Source organism: Streptomyces sp. NPDC048172 (genome assembly GCF_043202595.1).
Lineage (GTDB): Bacteria > Actinomycetota > Actinomycetes > Streptomycetales > Streptomycetaceae > Streptomyces.
Genome location: NZ_JBIDAT010000003.1, coordinates 847,968 through 864,844, shown reverse-complemented (window position 1 = coordinate 864,844; position 16,877 = coordinate 847,968). Strand labels below are relative to the sequence as shown.

The 16,877-nt window shown below is 72.9% G+C and carries 13 protein-coding genes; 5 read left to right on the top strand and 8 right to left on the bottom strand.

Going from position 1 to position 16,877, the window contains the following annotated elements; translation table 11 throughout:
- Both ACGF3A_RS17360 and ACGF3A_RS17355 read right to left on the bottom strand, forming a co-directional pair.
- Nucleotides 1–744 (bottom strand): SDR family NAD(P)-dependent oxidoreductase, encoded by a 744-nt coding sequence (locus tag ACGF3A_RS17360; RefSeq protein ID WP_393730504.1) that lies wholly within the window; start codon nt 742–744, stop codon nt 1–3.
- 126 nt (nt 745–870) lie between these two features.
- Nucleotides 871–1,470, bottom strand: coding sequence for a TetR/AcrR family transcriptional regulator (locus ACGF3A_RS17355; RefSeq protein WP_393730502.1), 600 nt, complete (start codon nt 1,468–1,470; stop codon nt 871–873).
- Between the two features lie 260 nt (nt 1,471–1,730).
- Between ACGF3A_RS17355 and ACGF3A_RS17350 the strand changes: the two genes are divergently transcribed.
- On the top strand, nt 1,731–2,216 hold the full coding sequence (locus ACGF3A_RS17350; protein WP_393730500.1) for a hypothetical protein: 486 nt from the start codon (nt 1,731–1,733) through the stop codon (nt 2,214–2,216).
- Between the two features lie 89 nt (nt 2,217–2,305).
- Nucleotides 2,306–4,741, top strand: a complete 2,436-nt coding sequence (locus tag ACGF3A_RS17345; RefSeq protein ID WP_393730498.1) for a tetratricopeptide repeat protein — start codon at nt 2,306–2,308, stop codon at nt 4,739–4,741.
- Nucleotides 4,742–4,787: 46 nt separating this feature from the next.
- Here the strand turns inward: ACGF3A_RS17345 and zwf are convergent, their stop codons facing one another.
- The 3 genes from zwf to ACGF3A_RS17330 form a co-directional block, all read right to left on the bottom strand.
- On the bottom strand, nt 4,788–6,221 hold the full coding sequence (gene zwf, locus ACGF3A_RS17340) for a glucose-6-phosphate dehydrogenase (RefSeq protein ID WP_393730496.1): 1,434 nt from the start codon (nt 6,219–6,221) through the stop codon (nt 4,788–4,790).
- Nucleotides 6,218–7,726: a sugar porter family MFS transporter gene (locus ACGF3A_RS17335; RefSeq protein ID WP_393730494.1), complete on the bottom strand. Its 1,509-nt coding sequence runs from the start codon at nt 7,724–7,726 to the stop codon at nt 6,218–6,220. The genes zwf and ACGF3A_RS17335 overlap by 4 nt, the downstream gene beginning before the upstream one ends.
- Before the next feature lie 121 nt (nt 7,727–7,847).
- Nucleotides 7,848–8,627, bottom strand: a complete 780-nt coding sequence (locus ACGF3A_RS17330) for a GIDE domain-containing protein (protein ID WP_393730492.1) — start codon at nt 8,625–8,627, stop codon at nt 7,848–7,850.
- 264 nt (nt 8,628–8,891) lie between these two features.
- On the opposite strand from ACGF3A_RS17330, the gene ACGF3A_RS17325 reads away from it, so the two are divergent.
- The 3 genes from ACGF3A_RS17325 to ACGF3A_RS17315 all read left to right on the top strand — a co-directional run bounded on the left by ACGF3A_RS17325 (nt 8,892) and on the right by ACGF3A_RS17315 (nt 11,237).
- A complete protein-coding gene (locus ACGF3A_RS17325) occupies nt 8,892–9,377 on the top strand; it encodes a cyclic nucleotide-binding domain-containing protein (RefSeq protein ID WP_393730490.1) in 486 nt (161 codons plus the stop codon).
- A 52-nt stretch (nt 9,378–9,429) separates the two neighbouring features.
- A complete protein-coding gene (locus tag ACGF3A_RS17320; protein ID WP_393730488.1) occupies nt 9,430–10,617 on the top strand; it encodes an epoxide hydrolase family protein in 1,188 nt (395 codons plus the stop codon).
- A gap of 83 nt (nt 10,618–10,700) precedes the next feature.
- Nucleotides 10,701–11,237, top strand: a complete 537-nt coding sequence (locus tag ACGF3A_RS17315) for a carboxymuconolactone decarboxylase family protein (RefSeq protein WP_393730486.1) — start codon at nt 10,701–10,703, stop codon at nt 11,235–11,237.
- An 11-nt stretch (nt 11,238–11,248) separates the two neighbouring features.
- Here ACGF3A_RS17315 and ACGF3A_RS17310 read toward each other — a convergent pair whose 3' ends face one another.
- Genes ACGF3A_RS17310 through ACGF3A_RS17300 form a run of 3 tightly spaced genes read right to left on the bottom strand, consistent with a single transcriptional unit; the run spans nt 11,249 to nt 16,874 of the window.
- The gene (locus tag ACGF3A_RS17310; RefSeq protein WP_393730484.1) at nt 11,249–13,687 is read right to left on the bottom strand and encodes a glycoside hydrolase family 65 protein; all 2,439 of its coding nucleotides are present in this window, start codon (nt 13,685–13,687) and stop codon (nt 11,249–11,251) included.
- A 3-nt stretch (nt 13,688–13,690) separates the two neighbouring features.
- Nucleotides 13,691–14,470, bottom strand: coding sequence for an HAD family hydrolase (locus tag ACGF3A_RS17305; protein ID WP_393730482.1), 780 nt, complete (start codon nt 14,468–14,470; stop codon nt 13,691–13,693).
- A 10-nt stretch (nt 14,471–14,480) separates the two neighbouring features.
- Nucleotides 14,481–16,874: a phosphoketolase gene (locus ACGF3A_RS17300; protein ID WP_393730480.1), complete on the bottom strand. Its 2,394-nt coding sequence runs from the start codon at nt 16,872–16,874 to the stop codon at nt 14,481–14,483.
- Nucleotides 16,875–16,877: the final 3 nt, after the last annotated feature.

Here is a 16,877-nt window from a genome sequence, read left to right as displayed (position 1 = left end):
CTACGTCTGGGCGTATCCGCCGTCGGCGAAGAACTCCGCGCCGTTGACGTAGCTCGACGCGTCCGAGGCGAGGAACGTCGTCACCGCCGCGATCTCCTCGGGCTCGGCGAGACGGCCCAGGGGAACGCCCTCTTCGGCCTGCTCCAGCACCTCGGCCGGGATCAGCTCCAGCAGCCCCGGGGTGCGCGTCCCGCCCGGCGACACGACGTTGACCCGGAAGCCGCGTGCGCGCGAGCTGAGGGCCCAGCCGCGGGCAAGACTGCGCACCGCCGCCTTCGACGCCGCGTAGACCTCGAGCCCGGGGTCGGGCCGCGTCGCGGCGGTCGAGCCCGTCAGGATCACCGAGGCACCGGCGTTCAGGTGCGGCAGCGCCTGCTGGAACGTGAAGACCGTTCCCTTGACGTTGGTGGCGAACACGGAGTCGATCACCTCCTCCGTCACCTCGCCGAACGGAGCCGCGGTGCCGACGCCGGCGTTCGCGACCAGCACATCGACCCCACCGGCCTGTTCGCGCACGGCCTGGTAGAACGCGTCGAGCTCCGCGGGCACCGAGACGTCGCACACCACGCCGGTCACGCCGTCGCCGAGTTCGCCGAGTTCGGCGACCGCGGCGTCCAGCGCGTCCTTGCGGCGACCGGTGAGGAACACCTGGGCGCCTTCCTCACGGAACGCGCGTGCCGTCGCGAAACCGATGCCGGTACTGCCTCCGGTGATCACCGCGACCTTGCCTGCCAAGACGGCCATGCCGCCCTCCTCAAGGATTATGGACCGTTGAGTCAATAACAATCCTCGATATGGACCGTGCAGTCAAGAACGAGGTCAGGGAGGGGCGACCGCGCAACATGAAGGCACGCCTGACGGGGCTGGCCGCTACCGGGGCGTGAGAGCGGGCAGGAGTCGCGCCAGGGCGGACCGCGCCGCCGCGGCGAGGGTGTCGACGTCCACGCCGGTGCGCCCGAGCGCGATGAGGCCGAGCTGGGTGACGAGAGCGGCACGGGCGGTCTCGGCGGGGTCCGCGTCGGAGGCGAGGTCGCCCTCGCGCCGGGCCCGCTCCAGCGCCTCGGTGAGGACGGCGGTGATCGCGTCATAGCTACGGCGGGCCTCGGCGGCCACTTCCGGAGTGCTGGTGGCGAGTTCGGCGTTGCTGTTGGCCAGCAGGCAGCCCCGGCGCGCGACCGCCCCGGTGGGGTCGGCGGCCGGGCCGAGCACGAACTCGCGCACCAGGTCGGCCCCGCGCGCCGCGGACTCCAGGCGCTCACGCAGCGCCAGCAGATTCGCGTCGTCGTATGCGCGCAGCACCCGCAGGAACAGGTGGTGTTTGTCCCCGAACGCGCCGTACAGACTGCCCTTGCCGAGCCCGCTGACGCGCAGCAGGTCCTCCAGGGACGTCGCCGCGTAGCCCTTGTCCCAGAACTCGTCGCGGACAGCGAGAATCACACGATCTTCGTCGAATTTACGAGGCCGGGCCATGCCCTCATCGTACCGATTCTGGACCGCACGGGCCATAACGAGTCCGCGCGCGAGGGCAGCAGGTCGCCGAAGCCAGAACACCTCCGCCGCGCTCCGCCGGGCGGCCTCCCCTGCCGTCCCGATGTCGCCCCGTGGAGCCGTCTGTCAGAGCAGTGGGCTCGATCCGTCGCTGCCGTCACTACTCGCGACGGGCGCGGAGCCGGGGCCCGGCGACCGCGCTACCTTCGACCTATCACGCACAACGGGGTACGGGGGCAGGGATGTTGAGCGAGACGCTGATCACGTTGGCCGCGTCGGGGGGCACTGCGGTGGTGCAGGCCGCGGGGACCGACGCGTGGAGCAGTTTCCGGCAGGCAGTCGCCCGCTGGTTCGGTCTGGGGGACGCGGCGCGTGAGCGCGCCGAACTTGAGCGCCTGGACCGTACGGCCGGTGAAGTCGAGGTGGCCGGTGACGACAGCGAACGAGTGACGAGCCGCCAGGAAGCGGCGTGGCAGGCCCGGTTCGAGATGGTGCTGGAGAGCCAGGACGCGTCCGGTCAGGAGCGCATGGCGGACGCCCTGCGGTCGCTGCTGTCCGAGCACGCGCCCGCGTCACGCGGCGGGGTGGCGTCGGCGAGCGGCAGCGGACAGGCCGTCGGTGGCAACGTGACGCTGCGGGCCGATCTCGGTTCAGTCGCCGCTTTGCGGGTGAGGGACGTGCACCTGGGCAGCCCTTCGCAGCCGGGTACGGAGCAGGGGCGCCCGTAGCCGGAGCCACCCGGTCGCCGTCCGGTCCGGCGCGGCAGGCACCGGGTGTCGCCCCGTTCGGCAGCGTCACGGCCGAACGCATCGATTCGGTGAACCAGTACGTCGCCCTCCGGGATCCGGTGTCCTGGCCCCATCAGGTCGGCACACTGCCCAGGCAGGCGGCCTGTTTTCAGCATCGCGCCGCGGTGGATGCCCTCAATATTGCCCTTGCCCAAGACGAGCCGCTGGTGCTGATCGGAGCCGGTGGCATGGGCAAGACTCAATTGGCAGCGCATCACGCGCGTACGGCCTGGCAGATGCGGGCGGTCGATCTGCTGGTGTGGGTGACGGCCGCCAGCCGGGAATCGATCTTGACCACGTACGCCCAGGCCGGTATCGATGTGGCCGACGCCGACCCGGACCACCCCGGTCAGGCGGTTGCCCGGTTCCTGAACTGGGCGGAGTCGACGAACAAGCGGTGGCTGGTCGTGCTCGACGACGTGGCCGACCCCGCTGACCTACGTGCTCTCTGGCCCCCGCAGCTCCCGCAGGGCCGTACGGTGATCACCACGCGCCGACGTGACGCGGCCTTCAGCGGGAGCCGGATCGACGTCGGGGTCTTCACCCCGGCGGAGGCCGCCGCGTACCTGGGCGTGAAGCTCGCCCCTCACCGCCGTCAGGAAGATCCCGAGGAGATCGCCGGGCTCGCTGCGGACCTGGGCCACCTTCCCCTGGCGCTCGCGCAGGTCTCGGCGTACCTCATCGATCTGGGTCTGGACTGCGCCGCCTACCGTGCCCGGTTCGCCAGCCGGCACCGCACGCTGTCCGATCTGTTCCCGGAATCCGGTGAACTCCCCGACGACCATCACGAAACCGTGGGCACCACCTGGTCCCTGTCGCTCGACCACGCCGACCGGATCCGCCCCCAGGGGCTGTCCCGCCCCCTGCTGCACCTGGTGAGCGTCCTCGATCCCGACGGCATCCCTTCCGCCGTGCTGACCAGCCCTCCGGCACTGGCCTATCTGAGCGAATGCCGCGCCCTCGACACCCCTCAGTTCCAGGGCGAGGTCAGCGCCGAGATCGCCATCGACGCGCTGCGTGCCCTGCACCGCCTGAGCCTGGCCACGCACACCCCGGAAACCCCGCAGCACGCGGTGCGTGCCCACCCCCTGATCCAACGCGTCACCCGGGAAAGCCTGCCCCGGAGTCAGAGCCATCGGCTCGTCCGTACCGCCGCTGACGCGCTCGTGTCGGCCTGGCCCGAGGTGGAACGGGACACCGACCTCGCGCAGGTTCTGCGGTCCAACACGGACGCCCTGGCGCGCCATGCCCACGAGGCCCTGTTCAGGCCACAGGTTCACGAGGTGCTCTTCCGTTCCGGCGACAGCCTCGGCCGCGCCGGTCGCCTGAGCGCCGCCGTCGACCACTTCACCCTTCTCGCCGAGGACGCCCGGCAGTTCCTCGGCCCGGATCATCGCGATGCCCTGCTCGCCCGCTGGTATCGCGCCTCCTGGCAGGGAGAGGCGGGTGACGCGCAGGGCGCGGGGCAGGCCTTGGCCACCTTGTTGTCCGACGAGGAACGAGTGTTGGGCAAGGACGATACGGACACTCTCGCCACCCGGCAGTGCCTCGCCCGCTTCCGTGGGGAGGCGGGGGACGCGGCGGGCGCTGTGGCCGCCTTGACCTCGCTCATGAACGACCAGGAACCGGGCATGGGTCCGGATCACCCCGTCGCCCTCACACTCCGCCACAATCTCGCTCATTTCCGTGGGGAGGCCGGCGACACGACAGGAGCGGTCAGCGCCCTTACGGGGCTGCTCGCGGACCGGACACGTGTCCTGGGACCGGACCACCCCGACACCTTCTCCACGCGCCGCATGCTCGCCCACTGGAAGGGCAGAGCCGGAGACCCGGCCGCCGCTGTCGGCGGCTACCGCACGCTGCTGGCCGACGAGGAGCGAGTGCTGGGCCCGTACCACCCGAACACCCTGGACACACGGAATCAACTGGCCCGCTGGCGCGGCGAGGCCGGAGACCGGCAGGGAGCCGCCGCGGCCTCCGCCGAGTTGCTGGAGTCCGTACAGCACGCGCTGGGCCCGGATCACCCCTACACCCTGTCCACACGGCTCAGCCTGGCTCGCTGGCGAGGGGAGGCAGGAGACCCGGCCGCGGCGGTCGCCGCCCTCGTCGAACTGCTGGCACCGATGCGAAGGGTGCTGGGGCAGGACCACCCCGACACGCTTGCCACACGTGGACAGCTGGCCAGGTTCCGCGGCAAGTCAGGGGACGCCCCCGGCGCCGTCGGTGACTACGCCGCACTCCTGGCGGACCGGCAGCGCGTCCTGGGCCCGGATCACTACCACACCCTCATCACCCGGCAGTACCTCGCGCGCTGGCGCGGGGAAGCAGGGGACGCAGCCGGCGCCGCGGCAGCCCTGGAAGAGCTTCTGGAGGACCAGGAGCGCGTGCTGGGCTTCTCTCACCCCCACACCGTCCTGACCCGGGAACATCACACCGGCTGGGCGGCGAAGGCCAGGAGCGCGTAAGCGTCTGGTCCACCGATACGGGCCGTGGGCGTCCGGAACCGCTCGGCTAGTCGGTGTCGAAGAGACGGCGGCTCAGGTGGTGCCAGGTGGTGAGGCCGGGGAGGTGGTCGGCCGCTTCGGGGCCCCAGGTGCCGGGGGCGTACGGGAGGGGGCGGTCGGCGGGGTCCAGTACGGGTTCGACGACGCGCCAGCACTCCAGGACCGTCGGGTAGAAGGCGAAGTATTCGGGGTTGCCCGCGATGGCGCCGTCGAGGATGTTCTCGTACGGGAGTTCCTGGCGGCCCAGTACGCGTGCGAAGTCGACGCCGATGGGGACGGGAACCGGGGCCGTGCCCCGGTCGGGCTTGCGGAGCGTCAGGTCGGCCCTGATGCCGGTGTCGCCGTCGATGCGGAAGCGGATGAGGTTGGGCGGGGTCTGCGTGTTCGCGTCGCCGAAGAGTTCCAGGGGCGGTTTGCGCAGCTCCACGACGACCTCGGTGGCGGAGACGGCCAGGGACTTGCCGCTGCGGAGGTGGAAGGGGACGCCCGACCAGCGCCAGTTGTCGACGAAGAGGCGGGTGGCGAAGTACGTCTCGGTGGTGGAGCCGGGGGCCACGCCCTCGACGTCCTGGTAGCCCTCGTACTGGCCGCGCACGGTGTCCGCGGGGTCGATGGTGCGGGTCGCGTGCAGGACGCGCCACTTCTCCAGGGCCTGGGCGCGGGCGTTGGTGACGCTGGGCGGGTCCATGGCGAGGTAGGCGAGGACCTGGAGGAGATGGTTCTGGACGACGTCGCGCACGCAGCCGACGGTGTCGTAGAACGAGCCGCGGTCGGCGACGTCGAAGTCCTCGGTGAGGGAGATCTGCACGTTGTCCACGTACGTGCGGTGCCAGATCGGCGCGAGCAGGGTGTTGGCGAACCGGGCCACCATCAGGCCCTCGACGGCCTCGGAGCCGAGGAAGTGGTCGACGCGCAGGAGGTGGGTCTCGTCGAAGGAGGCGCTCAGTTCCTTCTGCAGCTCGCGCGCCGAGGCGGGGTCGTGGCCGAAGGGCTTCTCCACCACGAGCCGGGAGTCGCGGTTGAGCCCCGCCCTGGCGAGCGCGGCGGCGACGGTGGTGAACAGGGAGGGCGGGATCGCCAGGTAGTGGGTGAGGAAGCCGAGGTGCGCGACGGCCTCGCGGAGCCGTTCGAACGTGGCGTCGTCGGTGAAGTCCCCGGTGACGATCGACAGTTTGGCGGCGAGCCGGGAGAAGACCGCCTCGTCGATGCCGGTGCCCGTGGCGGCGACCGCCTCGCGGGCGTGGCGGCGCAGCGCGTCGTCGTCCCAGTCTCCGGCGGCCACGCCGATGACGGGGACGGTCAGCTTCCCCGACTCGGTGAGCCGGTAGAGCGCGGGCAGCAGCATCTTCCTGGCGAGGTCGCCGGTGATGCCGAACAGCACCAGGGCGTCGGCGCGTTCGAGGTCGCCGAGGTCGAGGGGCGTGTCGGACGTGCCGTTCATCGCGCGCTCCCGTGGGTGGAGGGGGTCTCGTGCTCCGGCCCTGACCCGTGGACCGCGCGCGTCCCGAAGCGGGACTGGAGGGCCTCTTCGATCTGTTCGGGGTCGCGGCCGCGGGTCTCGGGGAGGTAGCGGCCGACGAAGAAGAAGGCGAAGAGGCAGATCCCCGCGAAGATCCAGAACGTCTCGCCCTGGCCGATGAGATGGGCCAGGGGCAGGAAGGCGAGGCTGACGACGAAGTTGGCGATCCAGTTGACGGCCGTGGACAGGCTCGACCCCTCGGCGCGTACGGACGGCGGGAAGATCTCGCCGATCAGCGTCCAGAACACCGGCCCGAGGCCGCCCGCGAACGCGGCGATGTAGATCACCATGAACAGCAGCGTGAGCACCGAGTTCATGCCGGTGACGAACGCCAGCCCCAGCAGGAAGATCGAGACGGTCATCAGGGCCAGCGAGACGAGGACCATGGGGCGGCGCCCCGCGCGGTCGACGAGCCGGATCGCGACCAGCGTCATGACGAGGTTGATCACGCCGATGGCGAGCGAGTAGAAGATGGAGTTCGAGGCGTTGAGGCCGGTCTGCTGGATGATGGTCGGCGCGTAGTAGATGATCGTGTTGATGCCGCCGAACTGCTGGACGGCGGCCAGGACGAGGCCGACGATCAGCGCGGGCCGTACGTCGGGCGTCAGCAGCCGCCTTACGCCCTTACCGGCTGGGGCCTCGTCCTTCGCCGCCTCCGCCTCATTCGCCGCCTTCGCCTCCTTCTCGCGCGCGGCCTCGATGCGGCGCCGGGCGCGTGCGAGCAGTTCGTCGGCGGTGGCCTCGTTGGTGACGGACGCGATGTCCCGGCGCGCCTCGTCGGCCCGGCCGTGGGTGATCAGCCACTGCGGCGACTCGGGCAGCACCCACAGCGAGGCGACGACCAGGGCCACCGCCGGGAGCGCGCCGACGGCGAACATGGCCCGCCACATCTCGCTGCTCGCGAAGGCGAGGTTGACGAGGTACGCGACGAGGATGCCGACGGTGATCATCATCTGGTTGAGGGTGAGCAGCCGCCCGCGGATGCGCGTCGGGGAGATCTCCGACAGATACACGGGGACGGTCGCCGAGGCGGTCCCGACTGCCAGGCCGAGCACCACCCGGCCGAGCATCAGCACCACGTAGCCGTTCGCGAACGTGACGACGACCGTCCCCACGAGGAAGACCACCCCGACCAGGCCCAGGGTCCCGCGCCGCCCCATCCGCTCCGACAGGCCGCCGGCCCCGGTGGCGCCGACGACCGCGCCGATGAGCAGCACGCTGACCACGCTGCCCTGCTCGAAGGCGTTCAGATCGAAGTCCTGCTTGACGTAGAGGAGCGCGCCGGAGACGACGCCCGTGTCGAAGCCGAACAGAAATCCGCCTACGGCGATCAGGCCCGCCCACAGGGAGATCTTCCGCAGCCCTTCGGGCGGCACCTCTGTCAGCGGCCCTTGAGTGCCCGGTTCCCTGGAGAAGCCCTGAACCATGTCACGTCCTCAGCTGGTGACGGCCTGTGCGGCCATCGTCGCCACTTCTGGACGTTTCAGATACAAATGGGGGCAATCGAGTGATGTCCCGACGCGGCTCGGCCCGCGCGGCGCGGCAGGCTCAGCCGACGAGGGCCAGCACCAGCGCCACGCAGCCGCCCACCGCGGCGAGCCCGGCCGCGACGCCGAAGCCCGCCACCCGGGTGTTCTCACCGCGCAGCAGCTCCGCCTCGGACTTGACGGACATCACGAAGACGCCCCCTTCGGCCGGGGCCGTGACCGCCAGGCGGCCGTCCGCGTCGGCGGCCTCGCCATGGACGTAGAACCGGCTCCCCGGGCGCACGATCCACTCCTCGCGCTGGAAGCCGATCGTGCCCTCACGGCGCCCGAGGTCCAGGCTCACCGGGCCGATGCGGAGCCGCCCGCCCCCGCCGCCCTGGTGGGGGTCGAAGCGGTCCAGCACCTTCTCGGCGCCGACGACCTCGGCGCCGCCCGGCCGCACGACCGTCCTGCCCGTGGCGTCCTGGACGAAGAACGCGGTGGGGCTGGAGTGCTCGGACATCGTCTCGGTACGGGTCCTGCGCCGCCGGTTGCCCTTGCCGTCCCGGTAGGTCTCCTCGTACTTGCGCGTGATCCGGTGCCGGTGCCACACGCACTCCAGGCCCTCCAGCTCGGAGCGGAGCGCGCCGTTCTTGTGCGGGGCCGCCTGGCCGGTCAGCTCGCAGCGGTAGCGGAAGTAACCGGCGCTGCCCGCCTCCACGGCCGCCGTGCGCAGCGCGCGCAGCTCCGCCGCCGACACCGCCTCCGTGCTCTCCATGGCCCGCGCCCGCAGGTGCGCGGCCCGCGCCAGGTACGCGCACCCCACCGCCACGACCAGCGCGAACAGCCCGATCCAGAGCACCCCGTGTTCCTCCCCCGTACCACCCGTCACACTGCCCGCGCGACCTTACCGGGGCATCCGGCATCCGGAACGGCGGGGTCCGCGGTGCGGAGCGGTACGGAGCGGTACGGAGCGGTACGGAGGGATACGGAGGGGCCGACCGTCCCTCGCGGAGGTCCGGTCGCCCCTGGTGAGAGGTCCGTTCGGGCTCTGTCCGCGCTCCACCGGAGGGCGGCACCGTCATGGGTAGGGACGGGGGCGGCGGGCGAGGTGCGAGGAGGGGTCATGACGACGAATCCGGCCACGAGGGGGTTCCTGGGCGGGCTGCGCGCCGGGCACCGGGCGCTGCTGGGCGCGTACGGCCGCGAGGTGGCCTTCCCGGTGGACGCCCTGATCTTCGAGGAGGGGAAGCCCGCCGACCGGTTCTGGATCCTCCGCACCGGCTCCGTCGACCTCGATCCGGCCACGCCCGTGCCCGGTCCGGGGCACGGTCCGGACGCGGTCGAGATCCTCGGGCCCGGGGAACTCCTGGGCTGGTCCTGGCTGTTCGCGCCGTACACCTGGCATCTGACGGCCCGCGCCGCGAGCCCCGTGCGGGCGCTGGAGTTCGACGCCGCGCGCGTCCGGGCACTGTGCGACGAGGACCACGAGTTCGGGCACGCGCTCACCCACGCCGTCGCCGAGGTCGTCGGCAGGCGGCTCCGGGCCTCGCGGTCCCGGCTGCTGGACGCGGGCGCGGTACGTACGGGGGCCGCGCGTGCCCGCACGTAGGCCGCCCCTCGCACACCGGGGACGCGGCCGCGAACGCTCGTAGGATCGGCGCATGTCCGACGATGTGACGCCCCGCCCCGAGCCGTTCGCCCCGAAGACCGACCCCGGCCCGGTCGAGGACCTGCGCGCGCGGCTGCGCGCGACCCGCTGGCCGGACGCTCCCGAGGACGCGGGCTGGGCATCCGGGACCGACCTCGGCTACCTCCGCGAACTCGTGGCGTACTGGGCGGACGGCTTCGACTGGTCCGCGCAGGAGGCGGCGCTCGCCCGGATCCCCCGGTTCCGGGCCCGGGTCGGCGGGCTGGGGATCCACTTCGCGCACGTCCGGGCCGTCGCCCCGCGCGGGCCCGTGCTGCCGCTGGTGCTCACGCACGGCTGGCCGGACTCGTTCTGGCGCTACACGAAGGTCATCCCGCATCTCACGGACCCGGGCGCGCACGGCGCCGACCCCGCCGACGCGTTCGACGTGGTCGTGCCCGACGTGCCGGGCTTCGGCTACTCCGACCGGCCCGGCACACCCCTCGACTCGATCGGCGTCGCCGGGCTGTGGGCCGAACTGATGGGCGTACTCGGCCATGAGCGGTTCGGCGCGGCGGGCGGCGACATCGGCAGCCATGTGACCCGCTATCTCGCGCTCGACCACCCCGAGCGGGTCGTGGCCGTCCACCGTACGGACGGGGGCCTGCCCCGCTTCTCGGGGGACCCGGCCGAGCTCACGCCGGAGGAGCGCGCCTGGTTCGAGGAGGTCGCGGCCTGGGGCGCGGCTGAGGGCGCGTACGCCGCCCTGCACAGCACGAAGCCGCAGACCGCCGCCTTCGGGCTCAACGACTCCCCCGCCGGGCTGGCCGCGTGGATCGTGGAGAAGCTCCGCGCGTGGAGCGACTGCGACGGCGACATCGAACGGAGCTTCACGAAGGACGAGATCCTCACGAACATCACCCTGTACTGGCTCACGGGCACGATCGGCTCGTCGATGCGCATGTACCGCGCGAACGCCGCGATCCCGCTCGCCCAGCACGCCCGCCGGGTCGAGGTCCCGTCCGGGTTCTCGGTCTTCCGGGGGGACGTCGTCCGGCCGCCGCGCGCGTGGCTGGAGCGCACGACGAACGCGGTACGGATCACCGAGCCGCCGCGCGGCGGGCACTTCGCGGCGTTCGAGGAACCGGAGCTGTACGCGCGGGAGCTGCGCGAGTTCTTCCGCCCGTACCGGGAGGCCCACCGGGAGGCCGCGCGGGGCTGACGGCCTCACATTTCCCGTGGCAGCGCCGTCGGACCGGTGAGACACCGTCCGGTACGACACTCCAGGGGAAGGAAGACCTCACGATGCCCACACCCACGCCCACGCCCACACCCACGACCGCCTCCGCCGATTCCGCCGAGGACGGCCTCCGGTCGCGGCTGCCCGACCCCGTCAAGCTCTTCCCGGAGATGGTCACGGTCGCCCAGACCATGGCCAAGGTCCTGGGGAACGGGGTGCTGCCGCAGAGCACCGTCGCCCTGGTGCAGCTCCGCGCCGGGCAGCTCGTCGGCAGCTCGTACCACGTCATCGGGCAGGCACGCACCCTCCGCAAGGCAGGCGAGCCGGAGGAGCGCGTGACCGCCGTGGCGAGCTGGCGGGACGCGCCGTACTTCACCGACGCCGAACGCGTCGCGCTGGAGCTGGTGGAGGCCGTCCTCAGCCCGAACCCGCACGGGGAGCGCGTCCCGGACGAGCTGTTCGCGCGGGCCGCCGAGCACTACGACGAGAAGGCGCTCTGGACGCTGGTCCTGGCGATCAGCCAGATCTCCTTCTTCATCCCGGTCGCCCTCATCGCCAAGCCGGTCCCCGGCCGGTCGCCCGGGCAGAACTACACCGCCTAGCGGGCCCGCGGTCAGCGGGCCAGCAGGAGGCGGGCGGTCTCTCCGGGGGACACCGTGACCGTACGGTCGTGGAGGCCGACCCGCAGCGGGGCGCTCGCCGTCGCGGGGAGGGAGACGGCGAGCGCGTCCGCGGTGACCCGGACGCCGATGCCCCAGTGCCGGCGGAAGCGGACGGCGAAGCCGTACGCGCACAGCTGCGGCAGCGGCGCCGGGTCCAGGCGCAGCGTGCCGCCGGTGAAGTCCAGGCCCGTCAGGCCGCGCTGTACGAGGTCGAGGGTGCCCGCCATGGCGCCGAGGTGGATGCCCTCGGGCGTGGTGCCGCCCTGCACGTCGGCGACGTCGCCGAGGAGCGCCTCCTCCACGTGGGTCCACGCCTCGGGGCGCCGTTCGCGGGCGAGGACCCAGCCGTGGACGAGGCCGCTGAGCGTGGATCCGTGGCTGGTGCGCGGCAGGTAGTGGTCGACCGTGCGGCGCCACTGCTCGTCGTCGAGGGGGTATCCGAGCCGGGCGAAGAGGGCGGCGAGTTCGCGGGGCGGGAAGAGATGGCCGAGCATCAGGACGTCGGCCTGCTTGGACGCCCGGTAGCGGTTGACGGTGTCGCCCTCGGCCTCCAGGATCCGGTCGAGACGGCGGATGTCGCCGTACCGGGCTCGGTAGCCGTCCCAGTCCAGCTCGGCCAGGGCGCCGTAGCCCTCGAACTGGCTGATGACGCCGTCGTGGAAGGGGACACGCAGCCGCCGGGAGATCTCCTCCCAGCGCCCGGGTTCGCCGTCCTCCAGCTCCAGGTCCTCGAAGAGGTGCGCCCTGCGCGGCGCGGGGAGCGTACGGCTGAGCTCGACGGCGCGGGCGAGGACCCAGGCGGCGGTGACGTTGGTGTACGCGTTGTCGTCGAGGCCCGGCGTCTCCGCCCCCGGATACGCCTCGTGGTACTCGTCGGGGCCCACCACGCCCCGGATGCGGTACCGCCCCTCCCCCGGGTCGTGCTCCGCGCTGTCCGCCCACAAGCGGGCGACGCCGAGCAGCATCTCGGCGCCCTTGGTGTGCAGGAAGTCCAGGTCGCCGGTGGCCTGCGCGTACCGCCACACGTTGTACGCGACCGCCGAGCCGACGTGGCGCTGGAGCCGGGAGCTGTCGGGGAGCCAGCGTCCGGAACGGGGGTTGAGGTGCAGGGACTGGGTCTCCTCGCGCCCGTCGCTGCCGCTCTGCCAGGGGAACATGGCGCCGCGCCGCCCCACCTCGCGCGCGGCGCGGCGGGCCGCGGGCAGCCGCCGGTGACGGTAGGTCAGGAGCGCGCGGGAGACCTCCGGGAAGTGCAGGTTCAGATAGGGCAGGACGAACAGCTCGTCCCAGAACACATGTCCCCGGTACGCCTCGCCGTGCAGCCCGCGCGCCGGTACGCCCGCGTCGAGCTCGGCGGTGTGCGGGGAGAGCGTCTGGAGCACGTGGAACAGGTGCAGCCGCAGGACGCGGCCCGCCTCGCCCGGCACGTCGAGTTCGGCGCGGTCCCACAGATGGCGCCAGGCCCTGCGGTGCGTGGCGAGGAGCTCCGCGAAGCCGCCCGCGTCGGCGGCCGCCCGGCGTGCGGCGCCGAGCGGGTCGCTGACCGCCGGGTCGCGGGAGGTGAACAGGGCGGCCGTCTTCTCGACGGTCACGGGCTCGCCGGGGCGCAGGGCCAGCGTCAGGTGCCGGGCCGCGCGCCCCTCGGAGAGCGTGGTGCGCGCGGTCGCGCCGGGCGCGTCCGTCCTCGTGCGCGCGGCGAGGACGACGCCGATGCCGGAGGCCGAGGTACGGCAGGAGAGCCACAGGGTGCCGGACGGGTCCGCCGTGTCCGCCGGAACCGCCGGGTCCGCCGGGTCCGCCGGGTCCGCCGGGTCCTCGCCCGTACGGACGTGGGTGAGGTGGCGGCCCGCCAGGTCGCGGTAGCGGGCCACCCCGGAGTTGGTGACGGTGCCGTCGAGGGCCGATTCGACCTCCAGGTCCATCCCGGCCTCCTCGGCGGTGAACGTGGTGCGCAGCGCGGCGAGATACGGATCGCCCATGTGCACCAGGCGGCACTGCTCGACGGCCAGCGGCCCGGCGGCCGGGGTCGCCACGCGCAGCCGCCGGGTGAGCGTGCCCTGCCGCAGGTCGAGGGTCTGCCGGTGCTCCAGGGGCGGCTGCTCGTCCGGCGACCACCAGGGGGTGGGGGCGGGCGTGGTTCGGAAGCGGAGCGGCAGCCAGTTGGGGAGGTTGACCATGTCCTCGTTCTCGACGTCGCGCCCCGCGACGGTGGAGATGAGCCGGTTGAAGCAGCCCGCGGCGTACGTTCCCGGGTAGTGGTGCGGTCCCGCGTCCGCCTCGGGGGCCGCGCCCCGGGTGGCGAAACGCCCGTTGCCCAGGGTGCACAGGGCCTCGCGCAGCGGCTCCTCGTCCGGGTCGTACCCCTCGTACTCCCAGAGCCAGTCGGTCACCGGTCACTCCTCTTCCCGTGCGCCGCCGAGCAGTTCGGCGAGGTCCGCCACGACGAGGTCCGCGCCGTGGTCGCGCAGGTCGGCGGCGCTCGTCGGCCCGGCCGTCCGGTCCACGCCGACGACCAGCCCGAAGCCGCCGCGCCGCCCGGCCTCGACCCCCGCGAGGGCGTCCTCGACCACGGCCGTACGCCGGGGCGGTACGTCCAGCCGGGCGGCGGCCTCCAGGAAGAGCGCGGGGTCGGGCTTGCCGGGGAGGCCCAGCCGGGCCGCCTCGGCGCCGTCGACGACCGTGCGCAGCAGCTCCGTCAGCCCGCCCGCCGCGAGCAGGTCGCGCGCGTGGCGCGAGGCGGAGACGGCGGCGCAGGGCACCCCGTCCCCGTACAGGGCGCGCAGCAGCCGCAGGGTGCCCGGCCACACCCCGACGCCGTGGGTGCGCAGCCGCCCGGCGAACAGCTCCTCCTTGCGCGCCGCGACGGCCGCGACGCTCCCGTGGCCCGGCGGGTCCCCGGGAACGCCGGGCGGCAGGTCGATGCCCCGCGAGGCGAGGAAGGCCGCGGCGCCGTCGAGGCGTGCCTTGCCGTCGACGTACAGGCGGTAGTCCTCGGCCGTGAACGGGCGGAAGGGCCCGCCCGGCCGCCCCGTCGTCTCCGCCGCGCCGGGGAACGCGCCGAGGAACGCGTCGAAGGCCTCCTTCCACGCCGCGGCGTGCAGCCGCGCGGAGTCCAGCAGGACCCCGTCGGTGTCGCACACGACGGCCCGTGAACCGTGCAGCGGTCCCTTCACGGCGACGCCGTCACGGTGTCCAGGTCCAGGCCGCGATCTCGGGCATGTCGGTGCCGTGCTCGCGGATGTAGGCGTGGTGGCGGGTACGCGCGTCGGCCATGGCCTGCCGTACGGGCGCGGCGCGTACGGCCAGTCCGGGCACGCGGTCGATGACGTCCATCACGAGCCGGTAGCGGTCCAGGTCGTTGCGCACGACCATGTCGAACGGCGTGGTCGTCGTCCCCGACTCCTTGTAGCCGCGCACATGGAGGTGGGGGTGGACCGCGCGGCGGTAGGCGAGGCGGTGGATGAGCCAGGGATAGCCGTGGTACGCGAAGATCACCGGCCGGTCGCGGGTGAACAGCGCGTCGAACTCGGCGTCCTTCATCCCGTGCGGGTGCTCCTCGTGCGGCTGGAGCTTGGCGATGTCCACGACGTTGACGACCCGGACGCCGAGCCCCGGCAGATGGTCGCGCAGCAGCTGCGCCGCGGCCAGCGTCTCCTGGGTGGGGACGTCCCCGGCTGCGGCCAGCACCACGTCGGGTTCGCGTCCCTCGTCCACGGTGCCCGCCCACTCCCAGATGCCCGCGCCGCGCGCGCAGTGGACGCGTGCCTCGTCCAGGGAGAGCCAGTCGAAGCAGGGCTGCTTGCCCGCGACGATGACGTTGACGTAGTCGCGGCTGCGGAGCGCGTGGTCGGCGGCGGAGAGCAGCGTGTTGGCGTCCGGCGGGAAGTAGACGCGGACGACGTCGGGGCTCTTGTTGAGGACGTGGTCGGGGAAGCCCGGGTCCTGGTGGGAGAAGCCGTTGTGGTCCTGGCGCCACACGTGCGAGGTCAGCAGGTAGTTCAGCGAGGGGACGGGGCGCCGCCAGGGCAGGGCCCGCGAGACCTTCAGCCATTTGATGTGCTGGTTGACCATCGAGTCGACGATGTGGACGAACGCCTCGTAGCAGGAGAACACCCCGTGGCGTCCGGTGAGCGTGTAGCCCTCCAGCCAGCCCTGGCAGACGTGCTCGGAGAGGATCTCCATCACCCGCCCGTCCCGGGCCAGGTGCTCGTCGGTCGGCAGGGTCTGCGCCTGCCACGCCTTGCCGGTGGCGCGGTAGAGGTCCTGGAGGCGGTTGGAGGAGGTCTCGTCGGGGCCGACGACGCGGAAGTTCCGCCGTCCGGCGGTGTCGCGCATGATCTGTTCGAGCAGTCCGCCGAGCACGCGCGTGGGTTCGTGCGTGGTCCCGCCGGGCTTGTCGACGGGGACGGCGTACCGCTCCAGCGGCGGCACGGGCAGGTCCCGTACGAGCAGCCCGCCGTTGGCGTGCGGGCTCGCGCCCAGCCGCAGTTCGCCGTCCGGTACGTACGCCAGCACCTCGCCCCGTGGCGCTCCGTCCGCGTCGAACAGCTCCTCGGGGCGGTACGAGCGCAGCCAGCGCTCCAGCTCCCGCAGATGCCCGGGGTCCTCCCGCACCCCCGCGAGGGGCACCTGGTGCGAGCGCCAGGTGTCCTCGACGGGCAGGCCGTCGATCTCGGCGGGGCCGGTCCAGCCCTTGGGCGTACGCAGCACGATCATGGGCCAGGCGGGGCGCTCGGCACGGCCCTCCTCGCGGGCCGCGCGCTGGATCCCGGCGATGCGGTCCAGCGCGGTGTCCATGGCCGCCGCCATCGCCCGGTGCACCTCGCGCGGCTCGTCGCCGGAGACGTACAGCGGCTCGTGGCCGTACCCGCGCAGCAGCGCGTCGAGCTCCGCCTCGGGGAGGCGGGCGAGGACGGCGGGGTTGGCGATCTTGTAGCCGTTGAGGTGGAGGACCGGCAGGACGGCCCCGTCGTGCACGGGGTCGAGGAACTTGGTCGAGTGCCAGGAGGTGGCGAGCGGCCCCGTCTCGGCCTCGCCGTCGCCGACCACGCAGGTCACCAGGAGGTCGGGGTTGTCGAGGGCGGCCCCGTAGGCGTGTGCGAGCGAGTAGCCCAGCTCGCCGCCCTCGTGCAGCGAACCGGGCGTCTCCGGGGCCACATGGCTGGGCACGCCGCCCGGGTAGGAGAACTGCCGGAACAGCCGCTCCATCCCGGCCGCGTCCCGGCTGACGTCGGGGTACGTCTCGCTGTACGTCCCCTCCAGCCAGGAGTTCGCCAGCACCGCCGGGCCGCCGTGCCCCGGGCCCCAGACGCAGAGGGCCTGGAGCGCGCGGGCGCGGATCACCCGGTTGAGGTGCGTGTGGACGAGGTTGAGGCCCGGTGAGGTGCCCCAGTGGCCCAGGAGGCGGGGCTTGACGTGCTCGGGGCGCAACGGCTCGGCCAGCAGCGGATTGGCGCGCAGGTAGATCTGGCCGACGGCCAGATAGTTGGCCGCGCGCCAGTGCGCGTCCAGGGCTGCCAGTTCCTCGTCGGTCGTTCCCTCGGACTCGGACTCGTACTCGTACGACGTGGGGGCCACGGG